We start from the raw sequence: 17,272 nt of genomic DNA, 5'->3' as shown, positions 1-17,272 counted from the left end.
AAAATCAGCTATATAGAAAAGTGGGTCTTGTTAGTCCAAATTTTGAAAAAAAAAGTGAACCGTATCACTAACAGTTCACTTTTTAGATTTATGCTTGTGTCTTTTCAACAAGTCGTCCGTCATTCATCACATAAATACGGTCAACCTTATCTAGTAAGCGAGTATCATGTGTAATCATGACAACTCCCCTGCCTTGCTCATGGGCAATTGAAGCCAGCATATCCGTCACTTGATAAGCACGTTGTGTATCCAAGCTAGCTGTCGGCTCATCTGCAAGTACGATACTCGGGTTATTGTATAAGGCTCTAGCAATTGCAGCTCGTTGGCGTTCTCCACCAGAGAGAGCTTTGGGATAGTGATTTTGAACCTTTTCCAAGTCCAACAAACTGAACAACTCTTGTCGGTTACTTTTTTCTGATTTCTTTTTATCCAAGCGATCAATTAAATCTAATTGCTCCTTAACCGTTAAAAAGGGAATCAGATTTGAAGCCTGGAGGATAAAACCAAATTCACTGAAGCGTAAATCCGTTTTTTCTTTTTCAGATAAATGCCCAGTCTCTTTTCCCTTTACTAGAATCTTTCCACTTGAAGCTTCCTGAAGTTGGCCTAGAGTCGTTAAAAAGGTTGTTTTACCTGATCCAGAAGGCCCCACAATCGCTACAAACTCCCCAGCGTTTAGCTGAAAATTGGTCTCATGAAGAGCTGTGACTTTCATATTGCCTTCGCCATAAGTTTTTGTCACTTGAATCATCTCAATTAATGTCGTCATATCATTCTCCTTATCATTCTGCAATCGCTGTAATTGGATCCACTTTAAGTAGACGCGGAAGCGAAATGACGCCACCTAGTAGTGCCATCAAGCAAATGACCAGGCTTAAGACAAAGTATGCCAACCAACTAGGGTAGAAAAAGAAGGTCGCAGGTAAGACTAAAATGACAGCCCAAATGGCTAACAAAGCCAATCCTATACCCAAACCAGATAAAAGAAAGATTTGACAGAAAAGGGACCATACGATGGATTTTATCTGAATCCCTTGCGCTCGCATAATTCCATAAAGGCCTAATTTTTGAATGGTAATGATGTAGATAAAAATTCCTACAATCAGACCTGTAATGACAATCATAGCTAGAATCATTCCTGAGAATACATTGACCTGAGGGGTATAGCCAGGAATTTTAGAAATCATTTTTTGAATAGAAATCTGCTTCAAACCATCGCCAGTCACTTCTACATCATTTTGCAATACCAATGCGGAGATCGAACGATTGCCTTTTGTTATTCCTTGTAAATCCCAATACGTTGTTAAACTTGTAAAGATAACAGGTTCCGTGAAAAATTTATTTTCTCTGGTCAAACCTACAATCTTAAAACTTGTCTCACTTCCGTTGAGTTGAATAGCATCCCCGAGTTTGATGCCGTAATTTTCAAAAGACTGATCCACTACCACTTCTTGCTCATTTTCTGGGTAACGCCCTTCAATCAAGGTTGGCGAGATAAAACTGTCCCACTCTTGACCAAAAATAGAGACATTCAACTTGTCACTACTATCGACAAGGTTTGTCACCGCGAACATGTAGCTTAGGGGAACAGCATCCTCAGACACTTTATCTTTGTAGTCTTTTTCTGGTATAAAGGATGCAGTCAAATTATCATTTGCATAATCAGATAGCACAACTCCTGTTGCTTGCCAATTATCAATAGCAGCCCTGTTATTTCGAACAAGCCCGAGAGCCAAACTAGTCATAAAAAAGACCATAAAAGCAATGAGAAAAATGGTTGTTAGAATTAAACTGTAACGCAATTTATTCTGTAAAATTTCTTTGATAGCAAGATACATGCCAATCTCCTTTAAGTATTCTGTTGTCGAGGGAACAAATCTCCTCTTTACCATAGCACTAAAGATAGAAAACTATCTCGTCATGAACAGCTAGAATCAATTTAAAAGAATCCTGTCCTTACTTCAAAATTGAATTTATTTGCATCTGTGTATGATTTTTATTCGTTTTAACCATCAAATTTCCCCTCGTTAAAATAAGAAAAAAATAATAAAGTTTAAACGGTTTACTCATCCTATCATTTTCCCATCAGCATGTCAAGAATTCCGAAATTGGCCTTGATAACAGATTTTATGCAATTTGTAACAATCCTGTAATAATTCTCTCTTTAAAAAATGATAAAATAGTAATGTACTGTTAAGGAGAGAAATATGCACGCAAGAAAACTACACCCGTATGAGTTAGAACAAGAAAGTATAAAAACTGCTCAGTTTCAAGATTATGTTCCAGAAAATACTTCTGTTGCTAGTGTAAAGGAAGTCCTATTTTTTGTAAACATTGCTTGCTTCTGTGTCTTTTTAGCTATCTTTAGTTTTATGTTCTTATCGCTTAAATTGAACACTGTTTTATCATTTGCTTTGGCTATCGGCCTCAGTCTTGTAGCTTTACAATTTCAGCGCACTTTTATCAAGAAAAAATTCAAATAAAAACCTTCGATAAATCGAAGGTTTTTTTATTTATTCTTTCGTTTTGATGGTGTTGTGATAGCTATCTTGACTTCAAAAATTGTTCCGTTAGGTTTGTTATCTTTCACACTGATAGAGCCTTTTAAGGCATCGACGATCTGCTTAGCTAAAGACAAGCCTAAACCGAAACCACCCTTTTGTCGTGTACGTGCCTTATCCACGCGATAAAAACGATCAAAGATTTTCTTTTTATCGGCTGCAGAAATACCGATCCCATTATCAGCTACCGTTAGATAGAGGCTTCGTTCTTTTGTTGAAATCTCAAAATAGATATCTCCTTCTTCTTCTGTATACTTGACCGCATTGTCAAACAGAATGGTCATCAATTGCTTGAGGAGGAGTTTATCTGTGATAATGGTGCGATGAACACGATTTTGGAAACGAAAAACACGATTATTCTCGGACGCAATCATCTCATAGTTAGTAAAGGTTGTATTAAAGAAGTCTGGCTCTACCTCTCCAAACTCAGGCTTGATTCCATCATCTCTACGTGCCAGATTGAGAAGGTTAGTCGTTAGAAACTTCATATTTCGAACTTCTTCCAAACTAGAAGCGATACTCTCACTTGACTCCATAATAGTCGCCTCTGGTTTTCTAAAAAGAGTTTCCAGACGGTTCTGAAGAACTGCCAACGGAGTCCGTAATTCATGACTGGCATTTTCCACAAAGCTTTTCTGCTTTTGCATACTTTCAAGTAAGGGTTTAACACTGACACGTGCAAGATAGAGACTGGCTAAGATAGATAGAATCCAGAAACTTGCCATCACCACCACGATTAACTGCTCGTGGTTTTGACTAATTTGCTCTAGTTGGCTTGTGTTAATCAGGATAGCAGCATACTTAATATTAGTCGAAACAGAATCAATATTCATTTCCGTTAAGACCACCCGATAAATCTCATCCTGGCCGTAGCTATTCACAACATGAAGTTGTCGGATATGGTTTAAATCCTTTTTATTGAAAGTTATTCTGTCTAATCCTAAAAAGCGATTGCCAGTCACTAATTGATTCAAATTTGAATCTAGCAAAATCACTTCAGTATTGGAACTCACATTTGGCTTTTTATCAGAAGCTGAAGCGACACTGCCACTATCTAAATCCTTAACGTCTTCAGTTGCACGATTGACGGCCAATTGAATGATGTCCTGAGGATTGTTGCTGAGAGATAGCAGTTTCTCATCCACTGATGTGTAGAGACTGGAGTGCATAACTTGCAAGATAATCAAGGTCATAGCAGAGAAAATTAGGGTGAACACACCAAAATTACGGACAAAGTAGCTGAAATCTTCTGCGTACCAATTCTTTCTTATTTTATTAAACATGTTTTAAAATATACCCAACACTACGCAAAGTTTGGAGATTTTCAGCAAAGGCTGAACCTTTCAATTTCTTACGAACTTTTGATACATAGACTTCTACCACGGAGATGGTTGTGTCACTGTCAAATCCCCATAAACGGTCAAAGATTTGGGTTTTTGGTAAGATGACATTTTGGTTTTGGAGGAAATAGACCAAGAGTTCAAATTCTTTACCAAGCAGCTCAACAGAGGCATCTTGAACCTTAACTTCATTCGTAGATAGATTGACTGTCAAATCACCGTACGTTAAGGTATTTTCGTTAAATTTCCCTGAGCGTTTGAGAAGGGCCTGAATACGCATCTTGAGTTCTTCTAGATAAAATGGTTTGGTTAGATAATCATCTGCTCCCAGCTCAAACCCATGTCCTTTGTCATCGAGACTTTCCTTAGCTGTCATGATGAGAACAGGAGTCGAAACACCTTTTTCACGTAGTTCTTTTAAGACTTGGAAACCATTTTTTTCTGGTAACATCAAGTCCAATAGAATCAAGTCATAGACGCCACTTTCAGCCTCGTAGAGACCTTCTTCGCCATCAAATACCTGCATAACATCTGCAAAATCATCCAAAAAATCAAAGACTGAATTTGACAGGCCTAGGTCATCTTCCACTAATAGAATTTTAATCATCAAAAATTCCTCCTTATTATATCCATTATAGCAAAAATATCTTAAAAAAAACTCAACTTTCCTTGTTTTTCTAAGAGAAAGTTGAGTTTTTATATACTATTTAGTCAAGAAGTTTTTAAGCCTTGCCATATTGTGCAACAACTGCTTCAACCGCTGCTTTTTCACGTTTAATCAATTCAACGCGCGCTGCGATATCCTTGATACCCATGCTGATATTACGGCTAAGAGCGAGGTCAGAAAGTTGTGGTTCAAAGAAGGCCTTATACTCTGCCAAACGTTGTTCTGTTTTAAAGATGTGTGATGGGAAGATGACAAAGCTATCAAAGCTCATATCTCCACCAAGGGCTGCCTTGATCCAATCCCAGTTTTCACGAGCCCAAACCCAAACAGTTTCTTGGGTAGCTTGGTGTCCAAGGAATTGGAGATACCATGCTGAAAGGTCTTGTGGTTTGACGACAAATTTGTCCTTCCAAGTTGCAAGAAGAGTTTGGATGTTTTCTGCATCTGTACTGTATGCAAGCGCAGCTGCTAATTGACGTTTGAAAACTGCATCTGTTGCATGTGTGTATAGGTCTAGGTAAGTTGCAACCAAGTCCTTAGTTTCATTGTGTTTAATCTCATTGATGAGGACTTGAGCACGAATGGCTGCCGGAAGTCCTGCAAGATTTTCTTTATGGGCTGCAAAGATTTGACTAGCAACTTGACTAGCTTCTTCATCATTTGAACGAATCATCATAGAAATGGTCAATTGACGAACCAATTCATCTTCATCAGATTCACCCTCTTTAGCTTCAAAGCCAAGTCGTTCATAGTTGTGACGAGCCAATTTAGCAACCAGATTATTAAAGGCTTTCTCAGCTTCTGTTCCTTCATCGATAAAGCGCTCAAGGGCAGAAATAACTTGAGAAACTGCAGCAACAACCAAGTAAGACTCTTCCTTGGCAAGTTTATCAAGTACTGGCAACAAGTCTGCATATGATACATGTCCTGCTTCAGCAAGCAAGCGACGTTCTTGGACGATTTGAAGCTTACTTGTGTTATCAAGTTCAACTAATTCTGAAAGGATAGCATCCAGTAATTCATCTTGATAGTCAGTAATGTAGTGGGCAGTGTTTTCAGTGTTGAGACGAAGAGCTGTTTTGTTTTCAGCAAGAAGAGCTGCATAACCTGGAATTTCGATGCTTTCAGTTTCGAGTGTATCTGGCAAACCTTTCCAGTTACTGTTAAGGGGTACTACCCAAAGACGGTTTTTGTCTTCGTGTTCACCGATGAAGAATTGTTTTTGTGAGATCTTCAAAACATCATTTTCAACTGTAGCAGTCAAAACTGGATAACCAGGTTGCTCCAACCAAGAATCCATAAAGGCTGCTACATCACGGCCTGATGCTTGACCAAGGGCATTCCAAAGGTCACGACCAATAGTGTTTCCGTATTGGTGTTTTTCAAAGTAAGCATGCAAACCTTTAGCAAAATCAGCATCTCCTAGCCAACGACGAAGCATGTGCATGAGACGACTTCCTTTAGCATAAACGATAGCAGAGTCAAAGAGTGTATTGATTTCATCTGGGTGTTTGACTTCGACGTGAACAGACTGAACACCATCAGTTGCATCACGTTTAAGAGCAGCTGGCACTCCACTTGTTTGGAAATCTTCAAAAATATTCCAGCTTGGCTCAATCGCATCTACACAGACGTATTCCATCATGTTGGCGAAGCTTTCGTTGAGCCAAAGGTCATCCCACCACTTCATAGTCACAAGGTTACCGAACCATTGGTGAGCAAGCTCGTGGGCAATGACAAGGGCTACTTGTTGACGGCTAGCAAAGGTGGAGTTCTCATCCACAACCAAGTAGACTTCACGGTAGGTTACGAGACCCCAGTTTTCCATAGCACCTGCTGAGAAGTCAGGAAGGGCGATGTGAAGAGATTGAGGGATTGGATACTTGACTCCGTAGTAGTCTTCGTAAAATTCGATAGAACGAACAGCGATGTCTAGTGAGAAATCAAGGTTTGAAAGTGGATGGGCCTTGGTTGAGTATACACCTACCAAGGTACCATTTTTAGTTGTAGCAGTTACCCCCTGCAAATCACCAGCTACGAAAGCTAGCAAGTAAGAAGACATTCGAGGTGTAGTTTCAAACTTCCAGATGCCAGTTTCTTTGCGATTTTCAACGTCAATCTCAGGCATGTTTGACAAGGCAAGTTCGCCTTCTGCTTGGTCAAAACGAAGAGCTAGATCAAAGGTTGCTTTCGCTTCTGGTTCATCCACACATGGGAAGGCTTCACGGGCAAAGTGGCTCTCAAACTGAGTCGACAAGACTTCCTTCTTAACTCCATCAACTGTGTAGTATGATGGATAGATTCCTGTCATGTTGTCTGTGATTTTACCTGAAAAAGCAATAACCAATTCAAATGAACCTGCTTCTGTAAGTTCGATATGAAGGGCTTCGTTTTCGTTATCAACTGTAAATGGACGAGCTTGACCTGCTACTTCAACTGAAGCAATTTCCAAGTCCTTTTGGTGAAGGGAAATACGGTCACTTTTAGCTAGACCGGTAATAGTTACTTTTCCTGAAAAAGTCTTGGTCTCACGACTCAAGTCTAAAAACAAATCATAATGTTCAGGAACAAATGTTTCGATATAATGTTCTACTGCTTGCATCATATTCTCCTATTCTAAATTCATGAGCATATGCTCTAGTTCAAACATACCTATTTTATCATATTTTAAGTCAGAAAAAAGCTTTGAAAGTTCATTTACACATTTTTGTCTTTTTGAACTCAAATAATAAGAAAATGGTTTTGTGAACGCCTAGAATTTCTATATTTTAAGCCTGTTTTGGTATTTTGTCAAAACGAGCAAAAAACACCAAAATTTATAGGAAATTCGCATCAATTTCTTTGACTAATGCATACGTTAGTGCTAAAATAAGTGTGTTTGGTATATTAATACTTAATCTATGATAATCATTATGTCTTTTTTAATGTATTGCACTTCTATTTTTAGTTTTCTTCAAAAGCGAATCCAATATTTAAAACATTCATTAGTTATTTTTTAAATATTGGATTCACGTCCATGAAATAAACTAGCATAAAATCCCTTTTACGTCTAATAGTTACTCTAAATATAAAGTAGTTGATAACATACGGAGTCTCAAAACTATTGCATTAATTTATCTTCACTGGAGCTGGAGTAAACTGCAATAAAGAAAGGATTATTCGTCAGAGTAGGACTGTCAATTTTATTAAAAGATATAAATCAACATTTTGGTTGTTATTACCAAACAAGAAGATTTTCTGGAAGAAAGGAATGGAGGAACAAGTGAAAACTTTCTATAAAAAATTATTCGCGTTTGTAGCAATGTTCAGTGTAGTTGCTCTTGGTTTGTCAATCATCAAGCCAGTTTCTGCAGCAACTGTCACTCCCACTATTACAAACCTTAAAGCAGATACATCTGGTCAAAAGGTCACATTTTCTTTTGAATGGGACTTAACAGGTAAATCTGTTAAAGAAGGAGATACTTTTACCATCGATGCTCCCGAAGGTTTAAATATCACAGAACTCGCTACGCAATCACTTCAAGCCAACGGTGCTGAAGTAGCTACCTTGTCAATGACAAACAAGAAGATTACTTTTACTTTTAAAAAAGCAATCGAATCCATGAACCAAAATGTTAAGGGTGGGTTCCAATACCGAGCAGTGTGGGATAGCACTCCAGGAAATCCTGGAAACAAGACAGCCACTTCTAAAGTCGGTTCAGAATCTGTCATCATTACACGCCCTGATGGACCTGGCGTATTTGAATCAGTATTGAATAAATACAACCTTACAGGTGACTATGTATCTAAGACATTCAAATTGGATGTTTCTGAAAACTATGCTTGGATGAATGTTGGAGATGACTACTATCTAACAAAATGGTTTATCCGTATCAATGGAGATGGTAAAAAACAAGCCATCACAAACCCTGTTGTATCAGATAAAATCCAAGCTCCAGCCGTCGATTACTCAAAAATCACTTTTGCTCCTGCTGCAAACCACGCTGCAAGTGAATTCTTCGTTGGAACTTACTTGAAACCATCATTCACATTGAGAAAAGGTGGACAAGTGGTTGCTTCAGGTTGGGATTTCTGGAAACATGTGAAATTCGATGCAGACGGAAATGGATTTACCGTTAATTTATCAGACGTAAGTGATGTTTTCAAAACAGCTACGGACGAAGAATTAATCGTTGAATACCAAACAATCATTCCTAAGACAACCATCCGTGTTGACAACAATGCAACCTTGACAGCTGATGAAATCACAACACCTCAAACTGATCCAGCTTTCTGGAACAATAATGAGTTGAAATTCTGGGTATCTGGTGATACAACTGTGACAGTTCAGAAAGAGTGGGTTGGTGACGAAGAATCTGACCGTAAAGATATCACTGTTCAATTATATGCTGATGGCCAAGCTTTGGAAGGGATGACACAAACTCTTACAAAAGCTTCTGATTGGAAAGCAGCATTCACTAATTTGCCAGGTATCAAAGACGGTAAGAAGATTGAGTACTCAGTAGTGGAAACAAATACACCTGAAGGTTACACTTCTAAAGTTGAAAAAATTGATGATGCAAACGTAATTAAGGTCGTCAACACATCAAACAAACCAACTACAACAACTACTGAAGCCCCAACAACAACTGAGGCTCCAACTACTACTGAAGCTCCAACTACTACTGAGGCTCCAACTACTACTGAAGCTCCAACTACTACTGAAGCTCCAACTACTACTGAAGCTCCAACTACTACTGAAGCTCCAACAACTACTGAAGCTTCAACAACTACTGAAGCTCCAACAACTACTGAAGCTCCAACAACTACTGAGGCTCCAACAACTACTGAAGCTCCAACTACTACTGAAGCTCCAACTACTACTGAAGCTCCATCAACTACTGAGGCTCCAACAACAACTGAAGCTCCAACAACTACTGAAGCTCCAACAACTACTGAAGCTCCAACTACTACTGAAGCTCCAACTACTACTGAAGCTCCAAAAACGACTGAAGCCCCAAAAACGACTGAGGCTCCAACTACTACTGAAGCTCCTTCAGAAGTTACAACAACAACTGAAGCCCCAACAACAACTGAAGCTCCTTCAGAAGTTACAACAACTACTGAGGCTCCAACTACTACTGAAGCTCCTTCAGGAGTTACAACAACAACTGGAGCTACAACAACAACTGGAGCTACAACAACAACTGAAGACAAACCAGGACTTCCAAATACTGGTGAACGTAATAGCCTAATTGTTTCTGTTGCTGGTGTTGCAATGCTTATCGTAGCTGTAGGAACAGTTTTACATTATCGTAAAAAATAATCAACCAATGTAGAAGTGATATGAATAGGGATTTTAAAGATAACTATCTTTGAAAACTTTATCCAATAACTTCACTTGATAGATTCAAAAAAGCGGACATGATTGTCCGCTTTTTGTTTAGCTATTTTATCATTTAAAGTCAAAAAAGCTTTGGACGGCGATGCCTAAAACTTTATTTCTTATAGCAGTCTATAGAGGGTAAACCTTGCGAAATTCTTCTAAAACAACCTTGCTGTCAGGTGTAAAATCCAGACCTGCTTCTCCTAACCAGTCTTTGAAAAAGTCTTCATGAACCTGACGCCAATAGGCTAAAGATTTGTCACCTTCCCCTTCTTTGAAGGCATGATCAGCTGACACTTGATGAAAAGGCTGAACGGAAACCTTTGTAATTTCGATAATGCAGACAGCTTGATCCTTACTGTCTAAAATAACATCAAAGGTCCCTTCTTGGGGAAGGGGTTCGTCCTCTACTGCATAGAGGTCGTAGGCAGAGGCTGTTGCTGTTTTTTCGCCTGTAAACACCAGATCCGCTAAAAGATCTGGGTCCACTCCAAAAGCCCAAGCGTCTATCTCATCACCGATAGAGGGGTTGATTTGCTTGTAGGCATTCCACATTTCTTGAGGTGTCATAGGTTGCTCCTTTGTATTTTTTTACTTTCTTCTTTTACACGTTTGAGATGATCTGGATGGTCAATTTTTAAATCAAAAATCTCTGGAATAGAACTATAATGGATAATGCACTTGATATCCATTTGATTCATTTTTTGTATGAAAGAAGCATTCAGATATCCTGCTACGGCGAAATCTATCTTTTTCATCCTTGCTTTATCCTGCATCTGTCTCAGCATTTCTAACATAATGGGACTTTCCATATCATGCCATTGACTATTTCTCACAGTGGCAAAAACAAAAGAAGTTAAATCATTCATTCCCACTACAATCTTTAAAATGCCCGTTTCCAGTATCCTGTCTAAGTCAAAATAAGCTGACGGTAATTCAATCATTGTTCCAACTTTTCCAGTAAAACCATGCTGGCGCAATACTCTAATAGCTTGTTTTAACTGTTCAGCATCATTGACAAAAGGAAAAATAACAGACAGATTGGGATTGGTTTGATAAACTTCTGTAACGACATGTGCCTCAGCCTGAAATTCATCCAAACACGCCAGTAAACGCCTAGTTCCTCTATATCCAAATAAGGGGTGGCTTTCGTCAAAATACTCTTTAGTCCCGTCTAGACTATTTGCTTCTGCATTTGTTAACTCTGAAAAGCGATACCAGACTTCTTCATCAGGGTACAAATGACAAATAGTGTCTAGATAATCTCTTACAAATTGCTGACAACTTGGTAACAGGATGTTTTGACTGATTTCCCTCACCAAATATTCGCCACGAATCAAGCCGACGTGGTGCAATAAATGGGGATAAACTTTTTCAACAATTTTTTCGCCACTAAGAGCTAGTTGATTTTGCATGTTTTACCTTCCAATTCATGTAAGAGGTCTTGTCCAATTCTGGAAATCCTCGTAACTCTGCCTTCACTTTTAATACTAAAGGCGAGGCATTTTTTTCGGTAATTTCTTCCAAATTCAGCCAAATGACATTTGCTGAATCATTACTTCCATCAAGAACTTCATGAGGAAGGGATTTTTGAGAGCTCTCGAAATCGAGCACGATATCATAAAAGGCCATGATATGATGTACAGCGAAGTCTTCCCCCTCTTCTTGAACCAGCACGTCATAAATCCTAGGATTGCAATAACGGCTAAGAGTATAGCCCGTCTCTTCTAGAACTTCTCTCTTAAGGGTTTCTGTCAACCCCTCACCGAGTTCCTGACTACCACCCGGTAGATCAAAACGATGTTGATAGGGGCCTCTTGTTTTTTCAATACAGAGCAGTTTCCCCTCTTGAAGACAGACTCCGTATACCCCAAAGTGATTTTTGATTTCCATCCAACTCCTCCTACTTCAAAGACCAGCCACCATCAATAGTCAGAATCTGTCCCTGCATGGTAGATGCCTTCCCACTTGCTAGGAAGAGGCTGACTTCAGCTATTTCACTTGGCTCAATCCAGCGTTTGATAGGTGTTTCACTGGCTACCCAGTCTGCCAGACCACCTGGTTCAAAGTCAGCTGCTGTCATACCAGTCTTAACCGCACCAGGAGCAATGCCAAAGACCTGAATCCCAGCTTCAGCATAGTCTAAAGCCAACTGCTTGGTAAAGCCTGCCAAGGCATGTTTTGACGAGGTATAGGCGTGACCACCCCCGCCTGCTAGACTTGAAGCAATGGAACACATATTGATGATGATCCCTTTTTTATTCTCTAGCATTTGCGTAAGATAATGTCGCGTCAGTTCTACTGGTGTCACATAGTTGATTTCAAAAATTTCTTGGATTTCCTGAGCAGATTGTTCTAGTAGAGATTTGTAGTCATCTAAAACCCCAGCTGTATTGCAGAGGACATCCACCTGAGGACACCAATCAAAAATGGGTTCCAAGTCAAGCGTTAAATCACGTTGCAAAAAGTAAAAGTCACCCTGTAAATCAGGATTTTCACCCTGATCCACTCCAAAAACCTGATAACCTTTTTCTAAAAAGAGTCGAGCTTGAGCCAGACCAATCCCTGAGCTAACACCTGTAATCAATACACGTTTAGTCATGGACTTCCACCCAATCCGTCGCTAAGACATCACAAGGAGTTGGACTCCACATAGAAAAACCTTCTCCTTCACCAGATACGTTGATGAGGAAATAGGGTGTCACTTCAAGGGCGACGCCATTTTGCTCGATGGTATCAAAAAGCTGCACATAATTTTCAGCTCCACCCCATCCAGTACGTACATATTTCTTTTTCGCCTTTAGTCCAGGCAGGATTTCTTCGAATGTCATGTATCTCTCCTTTATAGTTCTCTTGTTTTATTATAACAAAAAACCGTTTTGCAACGGCTTTTTGACTGTGATTTCTTAAAATGCATTTTTTCCTATGGCAAATCATTCCCTGCTGCGAGGTAAATCTCATACCATTCTTTTCGAGTTAGGTTAACATTACTTGCTTGGCTTGCTTCTATCAAATGTTTAGGGTTGGTTGTTCCTACTACTGCCTGCATCTTAGCTGGATAGCGTAACACCCAAGCGATAGCAATAGCTGATGGGCTCACCCCGTATTTTAAGGCTAGTCGATTTAGGACTTGGTTTAGTTGTTGGAACTTCTCATTGCCGACAAAATTCCCTTTGAAATATCCGAACTGCAAGACTGACCAAGCCTGAATAACCATGTCGTTTAATTTGCAGTATTCAAAGACGCTACCATCACGCAAAGCTGCCTTGTCACCTTCCATATTGACATGGAAACCTGATTCAAATCCTGGAGTGAAAGCTGCACTTAGTTGTAATTGATTGATAGATAAAGGTTGTTTGACCTCTTTCTTCAGTAATTCCATCATCATAGGATTTTGATTGGACACACCGAAGTCTCGAACTTTACCTGATTTGTGTAGAATTTCAAAGGCTTGAGCCACTTGAACAGCTTCCATCAAAGCATCTGGACGATGGAGAAGCAAACTATCTAGATAATCAACCTGCAATCTTTTTAGAATCCCGTCTACTGATTCTAAAATATAATCTTTTGAAAAATCAAAATAGGTAAATTCTGCTATGCGAATGCCACACTTGGACTGGATCCACATCTTTTCTCGCAGGTCAGGACGATTGTTTAACACTTGACCCAGTAATTCTTCGCAACGACCTCCACCATAGATATCTGCCAAGTCAAAGGCATTGATTCCTACAGATAGGGCTGTTTCAACCAACTCCTCAACCTCTTTAACCGACTTGTCACTGATTCGCATCATGCCTAGAACGATTTCGGACAATTCTCTTTTCTCTTGACCAAATGGAATGTATTTCATGGCAATTTCCTCCGTTTTTCTTCATAATACTTAATATTTTAACTACTATTGAGAATCACTTTCCTCTACTCTATAATAATAAAAATCTGCATTATAATTTCCAGCTGTTTGAGTAATAATTAGTCGTGGCCGTGAGCTATCTGATTGGTCACCCATTGGGTTTTTAAAACCTATTCTAAACAATCCTATAGCAGCACTCGTATGACCACTTTGTAAACTAACAGACGGAACACCACTCTTCTTAGATGAATTTTTGATTACTTTAATCCTATTTCCATCCCCGGTTGTTCCATCAGAATTAATTATCAATTCATTTCCACGACCATTCCTCCATGTTCCAACAAGGGTTGAAATATCACCATTTTCAATCGCTTCAATATCTAAATCGACTTCTGAAAGTGACTTATGTTGATAAAGTTTCCACCAATCCACTCTATATGGTCTAAGATAACTTTTCCCATAGAGAATTCTGTTCTCTTGAGTTTTGTTATTATCTGGTCCAGTTTCATTAGCAGGGATAAATGTTAACACTAATTCTTGCCCAATAATTGCATTTCTATTATCCCCTACAAAATACACTTCATAATAATCATTAATTTTTTTCGGTTTTTTACTTTTATCCAACTTAAATTGAGCATGCATAGAACCACTCCAAAATATCCAATTTCCATCTTGATAAGATAATCTTGGAAAAACAGAAGTTATGCCTTCATAGTAATCTTCTCTCTTATACCCATACAAAGTAAAATTTGATTCTGCAATTGCTTTTTCTAAATAGTCATTAGAATATGTCCCTTCAAAAGCGCTTAAATCTCCTTCAAAAATATTATCCTTACTATTTTTAAAATAATCACTACTACTAGCAAACACCATCTCATGATTTTTATTTCCATCAGATAAGGTGATTACCTTTAAAATTTTAGATGAATCATCTACATTATTATTAATTAAAATAGAGATTTTAAAATCCTTATTTCCGTCTGACTTATTAAATTCTGTAACAGAAGAACTATTGTTGCCATCTTCCTTCCAATCCGTAGAAAAGTCTCCAAATACATTACCTTCGTCTGTATTATATGAAATTCTCCAATTTTGATTATTCTTAGCAACAGTAGCTTTCTCACCTGTAGAAGAAATATAATCACCTGAAATATCCTCAAAATCTGATTTTATGACGTCAGTAGTAGTTGATTGTACTTCTTGAGGTTTACTTTCTTTACGATTTATAAATATAGAAAGCAAAAGAAAAATAGCAAGTATTAAAACAACTCCTATATAAAGAATAGCATTTTTCTTCATTCCCAATCTCCAAAATATTATTTGTTTTAGTAAAAAAACAGTTTTTCTATGTTAAAAATAGAAAACTGTTTTTATCTATAGATCTTAGCCAATCACACTTCCATTTGGTACAGCTGGATCAACTGTTAGAAGGGTTAATTTGCCATCATGTTCAGCTGAGAGGATCATCCCTTGGCTGACATATTTTTTCATCATTTTACGTGGTTTGAGGTTGGCAACGATTTGGACTTTCTTGCCGACCAATTCTTGTTCGTTTGGATAGTATTTCGCAATTCCTGAGAGGATTTGACGATCTTCACCATCACCAGCATCCAAGCGGAATTGAAGCAACTTATCAGAACCTTCTACTTTAGAAACTTCTTTGACTTCAGCAACACGAATTTCAACCTTGTCGAAGTCTTCAAACTTGATTTCATCCTTGTTTAGTTTGAGTTCAACTTCGTCTGGGTTCCATTCTTTTTCGACTGCTGGCATGTTACCTTCCATTTGTTCCTTGATATAGGCGATTTCTTCTTCCATATCGAGACGTGGGAAGATTGGTGTTCCTTTTGCAACTACAGTTACTCCTGCAGGGAAATCAGCTAAGCTCAAGTTTTCAAGGCTAGAAACTTCTGCTAGTCCAAGTTGAGTCAAGACTGCACGACTGGTTTCCATCATAAATGGCTCAATCAAGTGAGCTACGACACGAAGACTAGCTGCCAAGTGGCTCATCACACTTGCCAATTGCTCACGAAGAGCTTCGTCCTTAGCCAGTACCCATGGAGCTGTCTCATCGATGTATTTATTGGTACGTGAGATAAGAGTCCAGACTGCTTCAAGTGCACGTGGATAGTCAACTGCTTCCATGTAGGTATTGTAGTCAGCGATTGATTGTTCTGCCACTTGAGCAAGTTCATTGTCAAAGTCTGTTACACCTTCTACATAGGCAGGGATTTGACCATCAAAGTACTTGTTAATCATTGAAACCGTACGGTTGAGGAGGTTTCCGAGGTCATTTGCCAATTCATAGTTGATACGCCCTACATAGTCCTCTGGAGTAAAGGTGCCGTCTGAACCAACTGGAAGGCTACGCATGAGGTAGTAACGAAGTGGATCGAGACCATAGCGCTCTACCAACATTTCAGGATAAACGACATTCCCTTTAGACTTGGACATCTTGCCATCTTTCATGACAAACCAACCGTGGGCAATTAAACGATCTGGCAATTTGATATCCAACATCATAAGAAGGATTGGCCAATAAATCGAGTGGAAACGAAGGATGTCTTTCCCAACCATATGGAAGACTGTTCCATTCCAGAACTTATCAAAGTTACCATGTTCATCTTGACCGTAACCAAGAGCTGTCGCATAGTTAAGAAGGGCATCGATCCAAACGTAGACAACGTGTTTCGGATTTGATGGGACTGGTACACCCCAGGTAAAGGTTGTACGAGAAACTGCTAAGTCTTCCAAGCCTGGTTCAATGAAGTTACGCAACATTTCATTAAGGCGACCATCTGGAGTGATGAAGTCAGGATGTGATTTGAAAAATTCGACCAAGCGGTCTTGGTATTTGCTGAGGCGAAGGAAGTAAGACTCTTCTGAAACCCATTCAACCTCGTGACCTGATGGAGCGATACCACCTGTTACATTTCCAGCTTCATCACGGAAAACTTCCGCAAGCTGGCTTTCTGTAAAGAATTCCTCATCGGATACTGAGTACCAGCCAGAGTATTCACCTAGGTAGATGTCATCTTGAGCAAGCAAGCGTTCAAAAACTTGTGCTACCACTTTTTCATGGTAATCATCTGTAGTACGGATAAATTTATCATATGAGATATCAAGCAATTTCCAGAGTTCTTTAACTCCAACTGCCATACCGTCGACATAAGCTTGAGGCGTGATGCCAGCTTCTTCTGCTTTTTGTTGAATCTTTTGGCCATGCTCATCAAGACCAGTCAGATAAAAGACATCGTAGCCCATCAGGCGTTTGTAACGTGCTAAGACATCACATGCTATAGTTGTGTAGGCAGAACCGATATGAAGTTTACCAGATGGATAGTAAATCGGTGTTGTAATATAAAAATTCTTTTCAGACATAATATTTCCTTTCCAGGCTAATGAAACCTGTTTTTCTAACACTTCATTATACCACATTTTTAGTGATTTTCGATAGAGAAATCCATACAAAAACAAGACAGACATATG

The 17,272-nt window shown here is 38.9% G+C and carries 15 protein-coding genes; 2 read left to right on the top strand and 13 right to left on the bottom strand.

Going from position 1 to position 17,272, the window contains the following annotated elements:
* Nucleotides 1-88: 88 nt before the first annotated feature.
* Both K1I61_RS01355 and K1I61_RS01350 read right to left on the bottom strand, forming a co-directional pair.
* The gene (locus tag K1I61_RS01355) at nucleotides 89-769 is read right to left on the bottom strand and encodes an ABC transporter ATP-binding protein (protein ID WP_223332848.1); all 681 of its coding nucleotides are present in this window, start codon (nucleotides 767-769) and stop codon (nucleotides 89-91) included.
* Between the two features lie 13 nt (nucleotides 770-782).
* A complete protein-coding gene (locus tag K1I61_RS01350) occupies nucleotides 783-1,838 on the bottom strand; it encodes an ABC transporter permease (RefSeq protein WP_223332846.1) in 1,056 nt (351 codons plus the stop codon).
* A gap of 369 nt (nucleotides 1,839-2,207) precedes the next feature.
* Between K1I61_RS01350 and K1I61_RS01345 the strand changes: the two genes are divergently transcribed.
* On the top strand, nucleotides 2,208-2,483 hold the full coding sequence (locus K1I61_RS01345) for a DUF3270 family protein (RefSeq protein WP_223332843.1): 276 nt from the start codon (nucleotides 2,208-2,210) through the stop codon (nucleotides 2,481-2,483).
* Nucleotides 2,484-2,509: 26 nt separating this feature from the next.
* On the opposite strand, the gene K1I61_RS01340 is transcribed toward K1I61_RS01345, so the two are convergent.
* The 3 genes from K1I61_RS01340 to K1I61_RS01330 all read right to left on the bottom strand — a co-directional run bounded on the left by K1I61_RS01340 (nucleotide 2,510) and on the right by K1I61_RS01330 (nucleotide 7,170).
* Entirely contained in the window at nucleotides 2,510-3,844 is a 1,335-nt protein-coding gene (locus tag K1I61_RS01340; protein ID WP_223332840.1) for a sensor histidine kinase, read from the bottom strand.
* Complete coding sequence (locus tag K1I61_RS01335) at nucleotides 3,837-4,508, bottom strand: response regulator transcription factor (protein WP_004253103.1); 672 nt, start codon at nucleotides 4,506-4,508, stop codon at nucleotides 3,837-3,839. The genes K1I61_RS01340 and K1I61_RS01335 overlap by 8 nt, the downstream gene beginning before the upstream one ends.
* Nucleotides 4,509-4,623: 115 nt before the next feature.
* Nucleotides 4,624-7,170 carry a M1 family metallopeptidase gene (locus K1I61_RS01330; RefSeq protein WP_223332838.1) on the bottom strand — a complete coding sequence of 849 codons (2,547 nt, stop codon included), beginning with the start codon at nucleotides 7,168-7,170 and terminating at the stop codon, nucleotides 4,624-4,626.
* A 648-nt stretch (nucleotides 7,171-7,818) separates the two neighbouring features.
* Here K1I61_RS01330 and K1I61_RS01325 point away from each other — a divergent pair.
* A complete protein-coding gene (locus K1I61_RS01325; RefSeq protein WP_223332836.1) occupies nucleotides 7,819-9,873 on the top strand; it encodes a Cna B-type domain-containing protein in 2,055 nt (684 codons plus the stop codon).
* Between the two features lie 189 nt (nucleotides 9,874-10,062).
* Here K1I61_RS01325 and K1I61_RS01320 read toward each other — a convergent pair whose 3' ends face one another.
* The 8 genes from K1I61_RS01320 to metG all read right to left on the bottom strand — a co-directional run bounded on the left by K1I61_RS01320 (nucleotide 10,063) and on the right by metG (nucleotide 17,164).
* Complete coding sequence (locus tag K1I61_RS01320; RefSeq protein WP_223332834.1) at nucleotides 10,063-10,503, bottom strand: ASCH domain-containing protein; 441 nt, start codon at nucleotides 10,501-10,503, stop codon at nucleotides 10,063-10,065.
* The gene (locus K1I61_RS01315; RefSeq protein ID WP_223332832.1) at nucleotides 10,500-11,348 is read right to left on the bottom strand and encodes a putative PEP-binding protein; all 849 of its coding nucleotides are present in this window, start codon (nucleotides 11,346-11,348) and stop codon (nucleotides 10,500-10,502) included. Before K1I61_RS01315 ends, K1I61_RS01320 begins: the two co-directional genes overlap by 4 nt.
* Complete coding sequence (locus tag K1I61_RS01310; protein ID WP_223332830.1) at nucleotides 11,326-11,826, bottom strand: NUDIX hydrolase; 501 nt, start codon at nucleotides 11,824-11,826, stop codon at nucleotides 11,326-11,328. Before K1I61_RS01310 ends, K1I61_RS01315 begins: the two co-directional genes overlap by 23 nt.
* Nucleotides 11,827-11,836: 10 nt before the next feature.
* Nucleotides 11,837-12,535, bottom strand: coding sequence for a 3-oxoacyl-ACP reductase (locus tag K1I61_RS01305; protein WP_006148763.1), 699 nt, complete (start codon nucleotides 12,533-12,535; stop codon nucleotides 11,837-11,839).
* A complete protein-coding gene (locus K1I61_RS01300) occupies nucleotides 12,528-12,764 on the bottom strand; it encodes a DUF2829 domain-containing protein (protein WP_000141913.1) in 237 nt (78 codons plus the stop codon). The genes K1I61_RS01305 and K1I61_RS01300 overlap by 8 nt, the downstream gene beginning before the upstream one ends.
* 92 nt (nucleotides 12,765-12,856) lie before the next feature.
* A complete protein-coding gene (locus tag K1I61_RS01295; protein WP_223332828.1) occupies nucleotides 12,857-13,783 on the bottom strand; it encodes an aldo/keto reductase in 927 nt (308 codons plus the stop codon).
* Between the two features lie 45 nt (nucleotides 13,784-13,828).
* On the bottom strand, nucleotides 13,829-15,082 hold the full coding sequence (locus K1I61_RS01290; RefSeq protein WP_223332826.1) for a DUF6287 domain-containing protein: 1,254 nt from the start codon (nucleotides 15,080-15,082) through the stop codon (nucleotides 13,829-13,831).
* An 84-nt stretch (nucleotides 15,083-15,166) separates the two neighbouring features.
* The gene (gene metG / locus K1I61_RS01285) at nucleotides 15,167-17,164 is read right to left on the bottom strand and encodes a methionine--tRNA ligase (protein ID WP_223332824.1); all 1,998 of its coding nucleotides are present in this window, start codon (nucleotides 17,162-17,164) and stop codon (nucleotides 15,167-15,169) included.
* Nucleotides 17,165-17,272: the final 108 nt, after the last annotated feature.

Origin of the sequence: Streptococcus infantis (assembly GCF_019929665.1) — a bacterium.
Lineage (GTDB): Bacteria > Bacillota > Bacilli > Lactobacillales > Streptococcaceae > Streptococcus > Streptococcus infantis_H.
Note: the sequence above shows the minus strand (reverse complement) of the source record. Positions and strands in the feature narration are given on the sequence as shown.